Below are 14846 nucleotides of genomic sequence, written 5' to 3' on the forward strand. Positions count from 1 at the left end.
AAAGGGAACGCCCACCTTCGACATGCAAACGGACGATCGGCGCGCGCCGCAGTTGCCCCGGGCGAAGGTGACGGTCACCGCCGTATTCATCGCGCACGGTTTGGTGTTCTCCTCCTGGGCCGCTCACATTCCCCACGTCAAGGCCGAGCTCGGCCTGTCCGATGCGGCGCTGGGAACCGCGCTGTTCGGCGCGCCGCTGGGGTCGGTGGTGGCCACGCTGCTCAGCCACTGGGCGCTGCCGCGCTGGGGCAGCCACCGGCTGATCCCGATCACGGTGGCGGGCTATGTCGCGGCCGGAACGACCGTGGGCCTCGTCGGATCCGCCGCCGCGCTGTTCGGTGCGCTCGCGCTGTGGGGGTTTTTCCAGGGGGCGCTGGACGTCGCGATGAACACCCAGGCGGGCACGGTCGAGCGCCTCGCCATGGCTCCGATCATGGCGCGATTCCACGGCATGTGGAGCGTCGGGGCGTTGGCGGGGGCGTTGGTGGGCGCGGCGTGCGTCAGCGTGGGCGTCGGCCTGACCGCCCAGCTGGCGGGGCTGGGGCTGGTCGTCCTGATCGTGGTGGAACCGCTGACCCGTCGCCTCATCCCCGACGCGGCCGACGCCGCCGCGTCACCGGCACCGGCGCGCGGCAGGCGCGCCTGGATGACGCCGGCGGTGGCGATCCTGGCCGCGGTGTCGTTCGCGTCGTTTCTGTGCGAAGGCGCCGCCACCGACTGGTCGGCCAACTACCTGCGCAGCGTCGTCGGCGCCGGCCCGGGCGTCGCCGCGCTGAGCTACGCCGCCTACACGTGCGCGATGGTCATCACCCGGTTCGGCGCACCCCGGCTGCACGCGCGGGTGTCCAGCCGCCGGCTGCTGCCGGCGCTGGCGCTGGTGGCCGTCGTGGGCGTGAGCGTCATGCTGGCCGCCGCCGACTCCTGGGTCAGCGTGCTGGGTTTCGCCACCCTGGGCGTCGGTGTGGCGCTGCTGGTGCCCACCGCCTTCAGCGCGGCCTACGGCGCGAGCGGCGCCGGATCGGCGATCGCCCTCGTGGCCGCGACCGGCTGGCTGGGCTACCTGCTGGGGCCGCCGTTGATCGGCCACCTGTCCGGCCGGGTGGGGCTGTCGGCGGCGCTGGTCACCATCCCGGTGATGATGTCGGTCGTCGGCGTCGCGATCCGTTGCACCCCGGCTTTCGACAAGGCCGACGAGTTCCATCGGGACGTGGCCACGCCCGCCGGTTAGACCTCGCTAGCGCAGATCCCACACCTGCAGCTTGGTTCCCTCGGGCACCTCGACGACGTCCTCGGGGATGTCCAGCAGGCCGTTCGCCGACGCCAGCCAGCGCAGGTGGTGCGACGCCGGCGGTCCGTAACTGGTGACCGTGCTGCCGTCGTCGTCGAGCACCGCGCGCCGGAATTGCCGCTTGCCGCGCGGCGACGTCAGCGACTCGGCGAGGACGGCCGTGCGGTGCGGGCGTTCGGGGTCCGGCAGGCCCATGGCCCTGCGCAGCGCGGGCCGGATGAACACCTCGAAGGACACCAGCGCGCTGACCGGGTTGCCCGGCAGCGTGACGATCGTGGCGCCGGCCACCCGTCCCACACCCTGCGGCATGCCCGGCTGCATGGCGACCTTGACGAATTCCACGCCCTGGTCGCCCTCGCGCCCGAAGGCGTCCTTGACCACCTCGTAGGCGCCGGCGCTGACGCCGCCGCTGGTGATGATCAAATCGGAGTCGGCCGCGTATCGGTCGATGATCGAACTGAATTGCGCCACTTCGTCTTCCGCGGTCGCGACGGCGACCAGGTCCGCGCCCGCATCCCGGACGGCACCGGCCAGCATGATCGAGTTGGACTCGTAGATCTGCCCCGGCAGCAGCGGCGTGCCCGGGGTCACCAGCTCAGATCCGGTCGAGATCACCAGCACGCGCTGGCGCGGGATCACCGGCAACTCGGCGATGCCCAGCGCCGCCACCAAGCCGAGCACCGCCGGCGTCACGACCTGACCCTGACGCAGGACCGTGGTGCCGGGGGAGACGTCCTCGCCCGCGCGGCGGATGTGCTTGCCGGCCGTGCGGGGAGCGCGGATCGACACCACGTCCGCGCCGCCGTCGGTCTCCTCCACCGGCACGACCGCCGTCGCCCCGGCCGGCAGGGGCGCGCCCGTCATGATCCGGTGCGCCGTGCCGGGCTGCAGCGTCAGTTCGTCGGTGCGCCCGGCCGGAATGTCCTCGGCGACGCGCAACACCACCGGGTTCTCGGGCGTGGCGCCCGCCGTGTCTTCGGCGAGCACCGCGTAGCCATCCATTGCGGAGTTGTCGAAGACCGGCAGCGCCAGCTGCGCCACCACGTCCGCGGCCAGCACCAGGCCCTGGGCATCGGGCAGCGGGACCGCGGCCGGCGGGCGCGCGCGAATCAACCCGGTGACGATCCGCTGATGTTCGGCGACTGAGCGCATCGGAGCCATTATCTCCCGTGTCAGACCGGGAAGCTGACGCCGGTGAGTTCTTCGGAGACGGCCCAGAGCCGGCGCTGCAGCTCCGCGTCGTGGGACTGGGCGCTGGATTTCACGAGCTTCGGGCGGCCACGCTGCTCGAGGAAGCCGGACGGGCCGTAGTACTGCCCGCCCTCGACGGCCGGGTCGGTGGCGGCCCGCAGCGTGGGCAGCGCGCCCATGGCCGGGCTCTGGAACAGCACCGGGCCCAGCACGGCCTGCACCGGCCGCAAGACGCTTGGCAGGTTGCGGGCCAGCTCGGTGTTGGAACCGCCCGGATGCGCCGCGACGGCAATGGTCTTCGCGTCGGCCTTGGCCGCCAGCCGGCGCTGCAGCTCGTAAGTGAACAGCAGGTTGGCGAGCTTGGATTGCCCGTAGGCGGCGATCCGGTCGTACCCGTGCTCGAACTGCAGGTCGTCGAAGTGGATCGCGGCCCGCAGCCGGTGCCCGAGGCTGCTGACCGTCACCACCCGCGAATCCCGCACCACCAGCAGGCTTTCCAGCAACAGCCCGGTCAGCGCGAAGTGGCCCAGATGGTTGGTGCCGAACTGCAACTCGAACCCGTCTGCGGTGACCTGCCTGGGCGTCCACATCACCCCGGCGTTGTTGATCAGCAGGTCGATGCGCGGGTAGGACGCGCGCAGCGCGTCGGCGGCCGAGCGGATCGCGTCCAGGGAGGTCAGATCCAGGTGCTGCAATGTGACGTCTACTTTTCCGCGCCCTTGGCCCCCGGCGGCGACGATGCGCGACAGCGCCGCGTTGCCCTTCTCCAGGTTTCGCACGGCGAGCACGACGTGCGCGCCGCGGCAGGCCAGTACGGCGGCCGTCTCGTAACCGATGCCGGTGTTGGCGCCGGTCACGACGACGACGCGGCCGCTCTGATCCGGGACGTCACCCTCCGACCATGAGCGGGTCTGGGCGTCGTTGGAAGGCATGGCCCAAAACATACCCATCGGTTCTGCTGACGAGCGGATCGGCGGGTGGGCACGGCGACGTATGGTGAGAACGTGATCACCGGTTTGGCTCACACCGGGGTGTGCGTTCCGGATTGCGAGGCCGCGGTGGCGTTCTACCGCGATGTGCTCGGGCTGCGTGTCCTCTCGCCGCCATATGTCATGTCTGGCAACGCCATTCGCGACGACATGGGTGAGCTGGTGGCCGATCCCAGCATGAAGGCGGCCATCCTCGGATTCGAGGATGACGGTGACAGGGTGCTCGAGGTGATCGAATACCTCGGAGCCGACGGCGGGCCCCCCGATGAGGGGCGTACGCTGACCGATCCCGGGCTCTCGCACGTCGGGCTGGTCTGTGCGGACATCGACGCCACCCGGGCTGAACTGGAGTCCAAGGGGGTGCGCTTCCTGGTCAGCGGAATCGCGGACGTCGCGCGGGTTCGTACCACCTGGTTCGTCGATCCATGGGGGGTGGTGTTCATCCTGGTCGAAAAGAGCCGGCCCGAGCGACCGTACTTCGCGCAATGGACGTAGCGGCCCCGAAGCCGTCGGTCGGGATCATCGGCGCCGGCGCCGGCGGCATCGCGATGGCGATCCAGCTCGCCGACGCGGGCTACGATTTCACGATCTTCGACCGGGCCGACGGATTCGGTGGAACCTGGCGCCACAACACTTTTCCGGGCGCGGCCTGTGACGTCCCGTCCCATCTGTACTCGTATTCCTTTGCGCCCAACCCGCGTTGGAGCAAGACCTATGCCAATCAGCCCGAGATCCTTGCCTATCTCGAGAGGGTGGCGGCCGAGCACAGGCTGGCGGGGCGCCTAAGGGCCAACACCGCGATCACCACCGCGCGCTGGTCGGACTCGCGGCGCCGCTGGACGCTGACCAGTGCTGACGGCCGACAGCACGACTTCGATGTGGTGGTCAGCGCTGTCGGCATGCTCGATGTGCCGTATGTCCCGGACATTGTGGGGGACAAGCGATTTCGCGGACGCCGATTTCATTCCTCGCGCTGGGACCACAGCAAGTCGACGGACGGCGAACGCGTCGCTTCCATCGGCACCGGTGCCAGCGCGATCCAATACGTGCCCGCGATAGCGCGAAAGACGGCCCACCTGACCGTGTTTCAGCGAACCCCGATATGGATCGCGCCGCGATTCGACTTCCCGTTCACCACCGACCAACACGAGCTGTTCGAACGCGAACCGGCCGCCGCGCAGAAGCTGCGCGATGAGGCCTTCGACGCTTACGAGTCGGCCAGCTTCGACGTTGACCACCCACAGACCCTCGAAGCGACTGAGCTCGCCCGCAGTTACCTGGCCCGCAAGGTAACCGACCCCGAGTTGCGAGCGAAGCTGACGCCGAACTATCCCGCCGGATGCAAGCGGCCGCTGATGTCGCGCGAGTGGTACCCCACGTTCGCGCTGCCCAATGTCAGCCTGGAAACGACCCCGATCGCCGAATTGACCGAACGCGGGGTCCGCACCGCCGACGGCGTCGAACACCGCGTCGACACCATCATCTACGGCACCGGGTTCACCGCCGCCGACTATCTGGCCAGCATCGACGTGTACGGATCCGGCGGCCGCCGCCTTCGCGACGACTGGAGTGACGGCGCCGAGGCTTACCTGGGCACACTGGTGACGGGGTATCCGAATTTCTTTGTGCTGTATGGCCCCAACACCAACGGCGTCAACTCGATCATCTACATCCACGAGGCGCAGACCACCTTCGTCCGGCACATCCTCGAGGTGATGGGCGGCCGCGGGGCGCGCACCGTCGAGGTGACGGCCGAGGCGCAGCGCCGCTACAACGACGAGATCCAGGCCGCGATGGCGGGCAAGGTCTGGCTGGCCTGTACCAACTACTTTCGGCATCCCAGTGGGAAGGTCGTGACCCAATTGCCCTATAGCGGAAGGGCATTCTTCGAGCGCACTCGCCGAATGGTCGCCGAGGACTATCTGCTGTGCCCGTAGTCCGCGCTCGCGTTAGTGCAAAGGTCTACTGCACCCAGAAATTATCGTGGCGGATGAACCACTCCCGGCGCTCGTCGTCGGTCATGTCGGCCAGCGCCGCGAAGCCCTCGAAGTAGGCCTCACGGGGTGCGCCGGGTGCGAACAACATCAGGATCGACGCCGGTTCGTCCGCCTCGTTGCGGAAGCCGTGCACGCCGCCGGGCGGGACGTACAGGAAGTCGCCCTGATGTCCGTCCGCCCACTGTGTGCCGTCGTAGAGCTTCATCGTTCCGGACAACACGAAGAACGCCTCGGACATGGCGCGGTGGAAGTGCGCCGGGGGCCCGCCGCCGGCCGGGGCGATGTCGACGCGGTAGAGGCCGTAGTCGCCGGCGGTGTCTTGCTGGTTGGCCAGGTAGTGGTACTTGACCCCGGACGTCTCATAGTCGGGCGGCTGATCGGCCCGCTTGAGCCAGGCGCTGATCTCCGGTTCGTCTTTGGTGTATCGGGCGGGTGGGTAGGGCGGCACGACGAGGGACATGGTTCCAGTGTGCGCATAGCATCGCCGGTGTGGACCGATCGCCCGCCGAAGATGTTCGCGTGCAACGGCTGCTCGACGCCGAACGCAAAGCCGCGCAGCTGTTCGACGAGATCGAGCGGCGGGCCATGATCCGCCCCGGGCTGGCGGAGAAGGAACTCTCCGACCGGATCCACCACCTCGCCGGCGAGATGTTCGGGGTGACCCGGCACTGGCATCGGCGGATCGTGCGGGCCGGGGAGAACACGCTGCAGCCGTTCCAGGAACGCCCGCCGGACCGCGTGATCGTCGACGACGACATCGTTTTTCTCGACCTGGGCCCGATCTTCGAGGAGTGGGAGGCCGATTTCGGGCGGACGTTCGTGCTCGGCGGCGACCCCCACAAGGCGGCCGTTCGCGACGCCCTGCCGCGCGTGTGGGAGGCCGGCCGCGAGCACTTCGCCGGCCACCCCGACATCACCGGCGCCGAGCTGTTCGACTACGTCGTCGGGGTGGCCGGCGCCGAGGGGTTCGAGTGGGGCAGCCGCATCGCGGGCCATCTGATCGGCGAGTTCCCGCACAAGAAGATCGCCGGCCCGGGCGTCGAGTGGTACATCATGCCCGGGTCGACGAAGCCGATGCGCCGCACCGACCCGCGCGGCCGCATCTGCCACTGGATCCTGGAGATCCACCTCATCGATCGCGCGCGCGGCTTCGGCGGCTTCTACGAGCAGCTGCTCGACGTGAGCTAAACGGGGTACGTCACGCCGGTCAGTTGCTCCGACACCGTCCACAACCGGCGCTGGCGATCGGCGTCGTGGGACTTCTTGCTGGAGCCCACGATCGTCGGGTAGCCGCGCGTCTGCCCGAAGCCGTCGGGCCCGTAGTACTGCCCACCGAGCACCGCGGGGTCGGTGGCCGCACGCAGGGTGGGCAGCGCGCCCATGGCCGCGTCCTGAGCAACCCTCGAGAAGAACAAGTCGACAGCGGGCTTCAGCAGCGTGGGCGTGTAGCGGCCCAATTCGGTGTTTGAACCACCGGGGTGCGCGGCCGCGGCGATCGTCGCGCCGTGCTGGGCAAGCCGTCGCTGCAGTTCGTAGGTGAACAGCAGGTTGGCGAGCTTGGCTTGCCCGTAGGCGGCCACCCTGTTGTAGCGGCGTTCCCACTGCAGGTCATCGAAGTGGATGTCGGCCAGGATGCGGTGGCCGACGCTGCTGACCGTGACGATCCGCGAGCCGGCGACCGGCAGCAGCCGGTCCAGCAACAGGCCGGTGAGGGCGAAGTGGCCCAGGTGGTTGGTGCCGAACTGCAGCTCGAAGCCGTCCTTGGTGTTCGACTTCGGCGTGTACATCACCCCGGCGTTGTTGATCAGCAGGTCGATGCGGTCGTGCGCGGATCGCAGCTGCTCGGCCGCCGCCCGGACCGACGCCAGCGACGTGAGGTCGAGTTCGGTCAGCGCGACGTCCGCATGCGGGCTCTGGGCGGTGATCCGTGCCGCCGCTTCCTTGCCCTTGTCCAGGTTGCGCACCGCCAGCACCACATGGGCGCCGTGGTCGGCCAGCGCCAGGGCCGTCTCGTAGCCCAGGCCGGTGTTGGCTCCGGTGATGACGGCGACCCGTCCGGTCTGGTCGGGAATGTCCGCGGTGGTCCACTTGCCCATGAGAGGCTCCTTGAACTTGTAAAGTAAACGGGGCGATCGCTCCGGTTGATTGTGCCACTATATGGAACGCACGCCCCGCTTTGCAATTTCTTTGGTTCGAGGAGTGAACAGATGGCGCAGCCCGCACGGCCGCTGCGCGCCGATGCCGCGCGCAACCGGGCGCGCGTGCTGGAAGTCGCCTACGAAACCTTCGCGGCCGAGGGTCTCGCGGTGCCCATCGACGAGATCGCGCGGCGGGCCGGCGTGGGGGCCGGCACCGTCTATCGGCACTTCCCGACGAAGGAGTCGCTGTTCCAGGCGGTCATCGAGGACCGCATGCAGCGGCTGGTCGACGACGGCCGCGCCCTGCTGGATTCCGAAGGGTCCGGCGAGGCGCTCTTCACCTTCCTGCGGTCGATGGTGCTGCACTGGGGCGCGACGGACCGCGGCCTGGCCGACGCGCTCGCCGGGCTCGGCATCGACATCGCCACCGCCGCCCCCGACGCCGAGGACGCGTTCCTGGCCATGCTCGACGAGCTGCTACGGGCCGCGCAGCGCGCCGGCTCCGCGCGCTGCGACATCGGGGTGCGCGAAGTGAAGGCGATCATGGTCGGGTGCCAGGCGATGGAGGCCTACAACTCGGACTTGGCCGAGCGGGTGACCGACGTCGTCGTCGACGGTTTACGCGTTCGGCGATAGGGCTGACCAGTTCTTGCACTCGACATAGGCGAGTGCTAAGAATGACGTTGGCACTCGCGACCGGCGAGTGCTAGGTCGGGACGGTGAGGCCAGGGCCGCGCCAAGCGGAAGACACCTAGCCGTCCGTCGCGGGCACTGCACCCGGCCACAGCGTTGATGGGGCGACCCGACAAGCGGTCGCCCTGAGTGTCACCCCATATATTCGGAGGAATCACTTCGCAATGGCCAAGACAATTGCGTACGACGAAGAGGCCCGTCGCGGCCTCGAGCGAGGGCTGAACGCCCTCGCCGACGCGGTAAAGGTGACGTTGGGTCCCAAGGGCCGCAACGTCGTCCTGGAGAAGAAGTGGGGCGCCCCCACGATCACCAACGATGGTGTGTCCATCGCCAAGGAGATCGAGCTGGAGGACCCCTACGAGAAGATCGGCGCCGAGCTGGTCAAGGAAGTCGCCAAGAAGACCGACGACGTGGCCGGTGACGGCACGACGACGGCCACGGTTCTGGCCCAGGCGCTGGTCCGCGAGGGCCTGCGCAACGTCGCGGCCGGCGCCAACCCGCTGGGTCTGAAGCGCGGCATCGAAAAGGCCGTCGAGAAGGTCACCGAGACCCTGCTCAAGTCGGCCAAAGAGGTCGAGACCAAGGACCAGATCGCTGCCACCGCGGCCATCTCCGCGGGCGACCAGTCGATCGGCGACCTGATCGCCGAGGCGATGGACAAGGTCGGCAACGAGGGCGTCATCACGGTCGAGGAGTCCAACACCTTCGGCCTGCAGCTCGAGCTCACCGAGGGCATGCGGTTCGACAAGGGTTACATCTCGGGCTACTTCGTCACCGACGCCGAGCGTCAGGAAGCCGTCCTCGAGGACCCCTTCATCCTGCTGGTCAGCTCCAAGGTGTCGACCGTCAAGGACCTGCTGCCTCTGCTGGAGAAGGTCATCCAGGCCGGTAAGCCGCTGCTGATCATCGCCGAGGACGTCGAGGGCGAGGCTTTGAGCACCCTGGTCGTCAACAAGATCCGCGGCACCTTCAAGTCGGTGGCCGTCAAGGCCCCCGGCTTCGGTGACCGCCGCAAGGCGATGCTGCAGGACATGGCCATCCTCACCGGCGGCCAGGTCATCAGCGAAGAGGTCGGCCTGTCGCTGGAGAGCGCCGACGTCGCCCTGCTGGGTAAGGCCCGCAAGGTCGTCGTCACCAAGGACGAGACCACCATCGTCGAGGGCGCCGGTGACTCCGACGCCATCGCCGGCCGGGTGGCCCAGATCCGCAGCGAGATCGAGAACAGCGACTCCGACTACGACCGCGAGAAGCTGCAGGAGCGCCTGGCCAAGCTGGCCGGCGGTGTTGCGGTGATCAAGGCCGGGGCCGCGACCGAGGTCGAGCTCAAGGAGCGCAAGCACCGCATCGAGGACGCGGTCCGCAACGCCAAGGCCGCCGTCGAGGAGGGCATCGTCGCCGGTGGTGGCGTGGCCCTGCTGCACGCGACCCCGTCGCTGGACGAGCTGAAGCTCACCGGTGACGAGGCGACCGGCGCCAACATCGTCCGCGTGGCGCTCGAGGCTCCGCTGAAGCAGATCGCCTTCAACGGCGGTCTGGAGCCCGGCGTTGTGGCCGAGAAGGTCCGCAACTCGCCCGCCGGTACCGGCCTGAACGCCGCCACCGGTGAGTACGAGGACCTGCTGAAGGCCGGCGTCGCCGACCCGGTGAAGGTCACCCGTTCGGCGCTGCAGAACGCGGCGTCCATCGCGGGCCTGTTCCTCACCACCGAGGCCGTCGTCGCCGATAAGCCGGAGAAGGCGGCCGCACCCGCGGGCGACCCGACCGGTGGCATGGGCGGCATGGACTTCTAAGTCCACGACTCGAGTACGGGAAAGCCCGGCCCCCACAAGGGGCCGGGTTTTTCGTGTGCGCCGAGCGTGAACTCAGGGCGGGATTCCGGCGATTTGCCCGCCCTGGTTTCACGTTCGGCGCGCCGGGCCCGAAACCCGCCTTGTACGTTGAACGCCGTGGCCCTTCCGACTCCCTCACCCACCAGCACCGCCGTCGTGACCGGCGCCTCGTCGGGCATCGGCGCCGACATCGCCCGCGAGCTGGCCGCCCGCGGACACGGCGTCACGCTGGTCGCCCGCCGCGAAGAGCGGCTTCGCGAGCTGGCCGACGAGCTGGCCGGCCGCATCCGTGTCGAGGTGATCGCCTGCGACGTCGGCGATTCCGCCTCCCGCGCCGACCTCTTCGAAGAGGTCGAGCGTCGCGGCCTGACCGCCGACATCCTGGTCAACAATGCCGGCATCGGCACCATCGGCTCGGTGACGACCACGTCCGTCGACGACGAGATCGCCCAGGTGCGGGTCAACGTCGAGGCCGTCATCGATCTGACCACCCGCGCGGTCCAGCGGATGGTGCCGCGCAAGAAGGGCGCGATCCTCAACGTCGGATCCACCGCGGGCTACCACCCCTTCCCGGGGCAGGTGGGCTACGCCGCCACCAAGGCGTTCGTGATCACCTACACCGAGGGGCTGCGCGGCGAACTCACCGGCACCGGGATCACCGTCGCGTTGCTGAACCCCGGCCCGGTGCGCACCGAATTCCTGAAGAGCGCCGGCATGGACGAGCGGACCTTCGCCGACGCGTTCCCGAAGTTCCTGTGGAAGCCGGCGCGCGACGTGGCACGCACCGGCATCGACGCGCTCGACGGCGACCGCGGAACCGTGATCCCCGGCCTGCCAAGCCAGATCAGCACCAGGCTGTTTCAATTCATGCCGCGGCGGGTGCTGTTGCCGTTACTGAAGAACCAGCATCCGGGACTGCGCAGGGACCGGTCAGTGGGCTAAGGGCCAGGGCCGCATCCAGCCCTCCACCGGCAGCGCGAGCGCGTTGCACAGCGTGCAGATCGTGCGATACCAGCCCACGGCCGTGAGCAATTCGATGCGCTGCTCGTCGTCGAGAAAGCCGCCCAGCGCGCTCCACGTCGCCTCCGACCAGGTGCCGGTGCGCTCGAGTTCGTCCACCGCCTCGATCAGCGTCCGCTCGGCCGGGCTCCACCGTGGGTCGTCGGGGCCACCGGTGACCAGCGCGTCGCACTCGTCTTCGCTGACGCCCGCGATCGGGCCCCAGAACGCCGCCTGTCCGCCCCACTCGTACTGACAGCGCAGCAGCGCACAGCTGCGAAGGATGGCGATGGTCCGCGTCCGGCCCGGCAAAAGCGCTGCGACATAAAGGGATTCGCCAAGCTTACGCAAACGGGAGGCCAGCGCCGGATGGCGCTGCAGGCAACGCACCAACAGCAGCGGCTCATAGGTGCGATCGGGGTGGCCCCAGCTGTTGATGCCAGTGGCATCTTCTTCGCTCCACGGCGGAGCGAGCGGTGCGACGCGGCTCACGGATGAGACTGTACGGCCCTGGCCCGATGGCGGCGACCCGCTAGCCCGGCAGCGAGAACACCACGCAGTCGTGCAGGCAGCCCCTCGCCGCGTCGGGGGAGTCGGCGTCGCGGTGCAGCAGCGCGCGGGTGGGAACCACGGTCAGGCGGGCGGTCTCCGCGCCGGCGTCGGTCACCGAGGCGGTGCCGTCGACGATCAGCGAATAACCGCCGGGTTCGGCGGGCGGCCACAACAGGGTCACGTCGGCGCGCCGGGCGAGGTTGTTGCGGGTTCGCCCGCCGATGAGTCCGACGTCGAGAGTGGCCTCGCGCAGCTGCGGCTCGACCGTCACGGTGTGCGCCCGGTAGTCGTCGTCGACCGTGATCAAGTAGGCGTACGGGTAGTCGGCCAGCGCGTTGGCCAGCGCCTGGAGATCGACCTTCTTCTTGGTGCGCATGACCTTCCAGGATAGGCGCGGGATTTACTGCGGCACCGGGCGCGTGACGGCGGCGCCGGCGTTGGCGAAGCCGAGGTTACGCAGCACCTCGTTCCAGGGCGGCAACTTGGCCACGGCCGCCGAGGCGTCGGCGTGATAGCCGAACATCGCCGCCACGTCCGAGGCCCACATCTGCTCATAGGCGGCCTCGATGTCGGCGATGGCCGGGGTGTTCTGGCCAAGGTGATTGTTGGCCGCCAAGGCCGTCACCAAGGCGCGGTTGGCCGCCACGACCGCGGGCTGCACCGTGGCGGCAAGCGCCACCTCGAATGCGGTGGCGATGGCCGACGCCTGGTGCGAGACCGCCTGGGCCTGCGCGGCCGCCGCGCTGAGCCAGCTCACGTATCGGCTGGCCACGGACATCATGGCCGTCGACGATGCGCCCTGCCACGACCCGCTGGCCAGATCCGAGGTCACCAAAGAAAATGACGATGCCGACGAGGCCAACTCTCCGGCCAGCCCGTCCCATGCCGCCGCGGCAGCAAGCAGCGGCCCGGGACCGGGACCGGAAAAAATAAGTGCCGAGTTGACCTCTGGCGGCAACCACGCAAAATGCGGGTTCGTCACCGACCCAACTTAGCTGCTATATGCCGCTTTTCGCGGCGTTATCCCGCGGGTACGGGAACGGGCTGACGCCCACGCACCAACTTGCCTGGACGGGCGTCGGTCGGGACGCCGTTTTCGGCGATCACTTCTCCGGCCACGATCGTGGCGACATACCCTTCGGCGGTCTGATCCAGGCGCCGGCCCCCGGCCGGCAGGTCGTAGCTGATCATCGGCTTGTGCAGCCGAAGGGCGGCGTAGTCGATGACATTGAGATCGGCCTTGTAGCCGACCGCGATGCGCCCGCGGTCACCCAGCCCCGCGATGCGGGCCGGCACCGAGGTGAGCTCGCGAACCGCTTCGGGCACGGTGAACCGACCGGCCTTGCGGTCGCGCGCCCAATGCGTCAGGAAGTAGGTCGTGTAGCTGGCGTCGCAGATCATCCCGTAGTGCGCGCCCCCGTCGCCGAGGCCGAGCACTACGTCGTCGCGGTGCAGCAGTTCTCCGACGGTGTCCAGCGAATTGTTCTGCAGGTTGCTGGTCGCGACCAGCAGCATGGCCCGGCCCTCGTCGTCCAGCAGCCGGTCGTACGCCTCTTCCATCGGATTCACACCCTTGGCGCGGGCCCGGGCACCGATGCTGTTCGAGGGGTCCGGCTCGTAGTCGGGGTTGTCGCCCAGCGGAAAGATCCAGTCCCACATCTGCGTCACGAACAGAATCGGGTGACCCTGGCCTGGCGTGTCGGCCAGGATGCGGGCGCGGACCTCGGGCTTACGCATCTCGGCGACCCGCTCGTCCAGCGGCAGGTGCGCGATCTCGCGGTAGCTGGGGTAGAGCACGAAGGGGTTGGCGGACAGCTGCAACCCGATGATCAGACCGATCGGCCGCGGCAGCAGCTGCGCGCTGACGTCACCACCGGCCGCGTTGGCCTTCTCGATCATCGTGATGGCGTCCGGCCAGGTCGGGTCGCCGGCGTTGGCGACGACGAGGGTGAAGGTGACGGGCAACCCGACGTCCTCGGCGACGTCGAACACCGTCTGCAGCACGGGTTGGTACCCGCCCGACGGGATGTCGGGAACGAACTGCAGCAGGCCGCCGCCGCCGTCCACGACGCCGCGGGCGATCTCCTCGATCTCCTCCCGGGCGGCCTCGTAACTCGGGATGGGCGAACCGCTTTCGGTTTTGTGAATGGTCAGCCGCGACGACGCGAAGCCCAGCGCGCCGACCTCGATCGCCTCCTTGGCCAGTTGGCGCATCTTGGCCAGGTCGTCCTCGGTCGCCGGTTCGCGGTCAGCGCCGCGCTGGCCCATCACGTACACCCGCAGGGGCGAGTGCGGCAGGTACGCGGCCACATCGATGTCGCGCTTGCCGGACTCGAGCGCGTCCATGTATTCCGGGAACGTCTCCCACGTCCACGGCAGCCCGTCGGTCATGACCACACCGGGGATGTCCTCCACGCCTGCCATCACGTCGACGAGCACCTCGTGGTCCTCCTGGCGGCAGGGCGCGAAGCCGACCCCGCAGTTGCCCATCACCACCGTCGTCACGCCGTGCGCAGAGGACGGGGTCAGGCGCTCCGACCAGATGGATTGGCCGTCGTAGTGGGTGTGCAGGTCGACGAAGCCCGGGGTGACCAGTAGCCCGGTGGCGTCGATCTCCCGTGCGGCAATAGCCCCGTTGATCGCGCCGACCGCCTCGATGACGCTGTCCTTCACCGCCACGTCGCCGACGAACGGCTCACCCCCCAGCCCGTCGACGATGGTGCCGTTGCGGATGATGAGGTCGTAAGTCATTCAAACAATCTACGACCGCGGCGGCGGGTCGTGCCAGGATCTTCCCCGTGATCGATCATGTGGGAATCAATTGCGCCGACTACGCCGAATCTCAGCGGTTTTACGACGCGGTGCTGGCAACGCTCGGTTTCTCCCGGCAGCTGGACGTGGGTCCCGCCATCGGGTACGGGCGGGCGGGCAAACCGACGTTTTGGATCTCCGAGGCGCCGGCGGGACCCAATCGGGAAGTGCACCTGGCCTTCGAGGCCGCCGACGAGGCCGCGGTGCGCGCCTTCTATGCGGCCGCCGTCGAGCTCGGCGCCGAAGCACTGCATGCGCCGCGGCTCTGGCCGGAATACCACCCCGGCTACTTCGGGGCGTTCGTGCGCGACCCCGACGGCAACAACGTCGAAGCGGTCTGCCACGGCGCCCTCCCGTAG

16 protein-coding genes are annotated in these 14846 nt (G+C 68.9%); 8 read left to right on the plus strand and 8 right to left on the minus strand.

The features are described 5' to 3' along the window. The first annotated feature begins 22 nt into the window (after positions 1–22). Entirely contained in the window at positions 23–1228 is a 1206-nt protein-coding gene (locus tag AC5Y30_RS10010; protein WP_499917964.1) for an MFS transporter, read from the plus strand. 6 nt (positions 1229–1234) lie between these two features. Here the strand turns inward: AC5Y30_RS10010 and moeA are convergent, their stop codons facing one another. Continuing rightward, positions 1235–2440, minus strand: a complete 1206-nt coding sequence (gene moeA, locus AC5Y30_RS10015; protein WP_499917965.1) for a molybdopterin molybdotransferase MoeA — start codon at positions 2438–2440, stop codon at positions 1235–1237. Between the two features lie 20 nt (positions 2441–2460). Then, positions 2461–3411, minus strand: coding sequence for an SDR family NAD(P)-dependent oxidoreductase (locus AC5Y30_RS10020; RefSeq protein WP_499917966.1), 951 nt, complete (start codon positions 3409–3411; stop codon positions 2461–2463). 72 nt (positions 3412–3483) lie between these two features. On the opposite strand from AC5Y30_RS10020, the gene AC5Y30_RS10025 reads away from it, so the two are divergent. Both AC5Y30_RS10025 and AC5Y30_RS10030 read left to right on the plus strand, forming a co-directional pair. Continuing rightward, complete coding sequence (locus AC5Y30_RS10025) at positions 3484–3963, plus strand: VOC family protein (RefSeq protein WP_499917967.1); 480 nt, start codon at positions 3484–3486, stop codon at positions 3961–3963. After that, positions 3954–5405: a flavin-containing monooxygenase gene (locus tag AC5Y30_RS10030; RefSeq protein ID WP_499917968.1), complete on the plus strand. Its 1452-nt coding sequence runs from the start codon at positions 3954–3956 to the stop codon at positions 5403–5405. The genes AC5Y30_RS10025 and AC5Y30_RS10030 overlap by 10 nt, the downstream gene beginning before the upstream one ends. A 25-nt stretch (positions 5406–5430) precedes the next feature. Here the strand turns inward: AC5Y30_RS10030 and AC5Y30_RS10035 are convergent, their stop codons facing one another. Continuing rightward, on the minus strand, positions 5431–5925 hold the full coding sequence (locus tag AC5Y30_RS10035; RefSeq protein WP_499917969.1) for a cupin domain-containing protein: 495 nt from the start codon (positions 5923–5925) through the stop codon (positions 5431–5433). A gap of 29 nt (positions 5926–5954) precedes the next feature. Here AC5Y30_RS10035 and AC5Y30_RS10040 point away from each other — a divergent pair, with 29 nt between their 5' ends. After that, positions 5955–6653 (plus strand): M24 family metallopeptidase, encoded by a 699-nt coding sequence (locus AC5Y30_RS10040; RefSeq protein ID WP_499917970.1) that lies wholly within the window; start codon positions 5955–5957, stop codon positions 6651–6653. Here AC5Y30_RS10040 and AC5Y30_RS10045 read toward each other — a convergent pair. After that, entirely contained in the window at positions 6650–7561 is a 912-nt protein-coding gene (locus AC5Y30_RS10045; RefSeq protein ID WP_499917971.1) for an SDR family NAD(P)-dependent oxidoreductase, read from the minus strand. The two genes, AC5Y30_RS10040 and AC5Y30_RS10045, sit on opposite strands and share 4 nt — an antisense overlap. A gap of 111 nt (positions 7562–7672) precedes the next feature. Between AC5Y30_RS10045 and AC5Y30_RS10050 the strand changes: the two genes are divergently transcribed. The 3 genes from AC5Y30_RS10050 to AC5Y30_RS10060 all read left to right on the plus strand — a co-directional run bounded on the left by AC5Y30_RS10050 (position 7673) and on the right by AC5Y30_RS10060 (position 11067). After that, the gene (locus tag AC5Y30_RS10050) at positions 7673–8239 is read left to right on the plus strand and encodes a TetR/AcrR family transcriptional regulator (RefSeq protein ID WP_499917972.1); all 567 of its coding nucleotides are present in this window, start codon (positions 7673–7675) and stop codon (positions 8237–8239) included. A gap of 221 nt (positions 8240–8460) precedes the next feature. Continuing rightward, entirely contained in the window at positions 8461–10086 is a 1626-nt protein-coding gene (gene groL, locus AC5Y30_RS10055; RefSeq protein WP_007768358.1) for a chaperonin GroEL, read from the plus strand. A gap of 156 nt (positions 10087–10242) precedes the next feature. Next, a complete protein-coding gene (locus AC5Y30_RS10060; protein WP_499917974.1) occupies positions 10243–11067 on the plus strand; it encodes an SDR family NAD(P)-dependent oxidoreductase in 825 nt (274 codons plus the stop codon). On the opposite strand, the gene AC5Y30_RS10065 is transcribed toward AC5Y30_RS10060, so the two are convergent. From AC5Y30_RS10065 to AC5Y30_RS10080, 4 genes are read right to left on the minus strand one after another with little or no spacing between them, the layout of a single operon-like run. Then, positions 11056–11616, minus strand: coding sequence for a carboxymuconolactone decarboxylase family protein (locus AC5Y30_RS10065; protein WP_499917975.1), 561 nt, complete (start codon positions 11614–11616; stop codon positions 11056–11058). The two genes, AC5Y30_RS10060 and AC5Y30_RS10065, sit on opposite strands and share 12 nt — an antisense overlap. Positions 11617–11656: 40 nt before the next feature. Then, on the minus strand, positions 11657–12052 hold the full coding sequence (locus AC5Y30_RS10070; protein ID WP_499917976.1) for a pyridoxamine 5'-phosphate oxidase family protein: 396 nt from the start codon (positions 12050–12052) through the stop codon (positions 11657–11659). A 24-nt stretch (positions 12053–12076) separates the two neighbouring features. Continuing rightward, positions 12077–12658, minus strand: a complete 582-nt coding sequence (locus AC5Y30_RS10075; protein ID WP_499917977.1) for a PPE family protein — start codon at positions 12656–12658, stop codon at positions 12077–12079. Between the two features lie 38 nt (positions 12659–12696). After that, positions 12697–14427: an N-acyl-D-amino-acid deacylase family protein gene (locus tag AC5Y30_RS10080; protein WP_499917978.1), complete on the minus strand. Its 1731-nt coding sequence runs from the start codon at positions 14425–14427 to the stop codon at positions 12697–12699. A 47-nt stretch (positions 14428–14474) separates the two neighbouring features. Between AC5Y30_RS10080 and AC5Y30_RS10085 the strand changes: the two genes are divergently transcribed. Beyond that, a complete protein-coding gene (locus AC5Y30_RS10085) occupies positions 14475–14846 on the plus strand; it encodes a VOC family protein (protein ID WP_499917979.1) in 372 nt (123 codons plus the stop codon).

Source organism: Mycobacterium sp. NGS27, from assembly GCF_059813005.1.

Coding starts and splice junctions, on each gene's coding strand:
- AC5Y30_RS10010 (WP_499917964.1), top strand. CDS start 23: ATGCAAACGGACGATCGGCGCGCGCCGCAGTTGCCCCGGGCGAAGGTG.
- moeA (WP_499917965.1), bottom strand. CDS start 2,440: ATGCGCTCAGTCGCCGAACATCAGCGGATCGTCACCGGGTTGATTCGC.
- AC5Y30_RS10020 (WP_499917966.1), bottom strand. CDS start 3,411: ATGCCTTCCAACGACGCCCAGACCCGCTCATGGTCGGAGGGTGACGTC.
- AC5Y30_RS10030 (WP_499917968.1), top strand. CDS start 3,954: ATGGACGTAGCGGCCCCGAAGCCGTCGGTCGGGATCATCGGCGCCGGC.
- AC5Y30_RS10035 (WP_499917969.1), bottom strand. CDS start 5,925: ATGTCCCTCGTCGTGCCGCCCTACCCACCCGCCCGATACACCAAAGAC.
- AC5Y30_RS10045 (WP_499917971.1), bottom strand. CDS start 7,561: ATGGGCAAGTGGACCACCGCGGACATTCCCGACCAGACCGGACGGGTC.
- AC5Y30_RS10050 (WP_499917972.1), top strand. CDS start 7,673: ATGGCGCAGCCCGCACGGCCGCTGCGCGCCGATGCCGCGCGCAACCGG.
- groL (WP_007768358.1), top strand. CDS start 8,461: ATGGCCAAGACAATTGCGTACGACGAAGAGGCCCGTCGCGGCCTCGAG.
- AC5Y30_RS10070 (WP_499917976.1), bottom strand. CDS start 12,052: ATGCGCACCAAGAAGAAGGTCGATCTCCAGGCGCTGGCCAACGCGCTG.
- AC5Y30_RS10080 (WP_499917978.1), bottom strand. CDS start 14,427: ATGACTTACGACCTCATCATCCGCAACGGCACCATCGTCGACGGGCTG.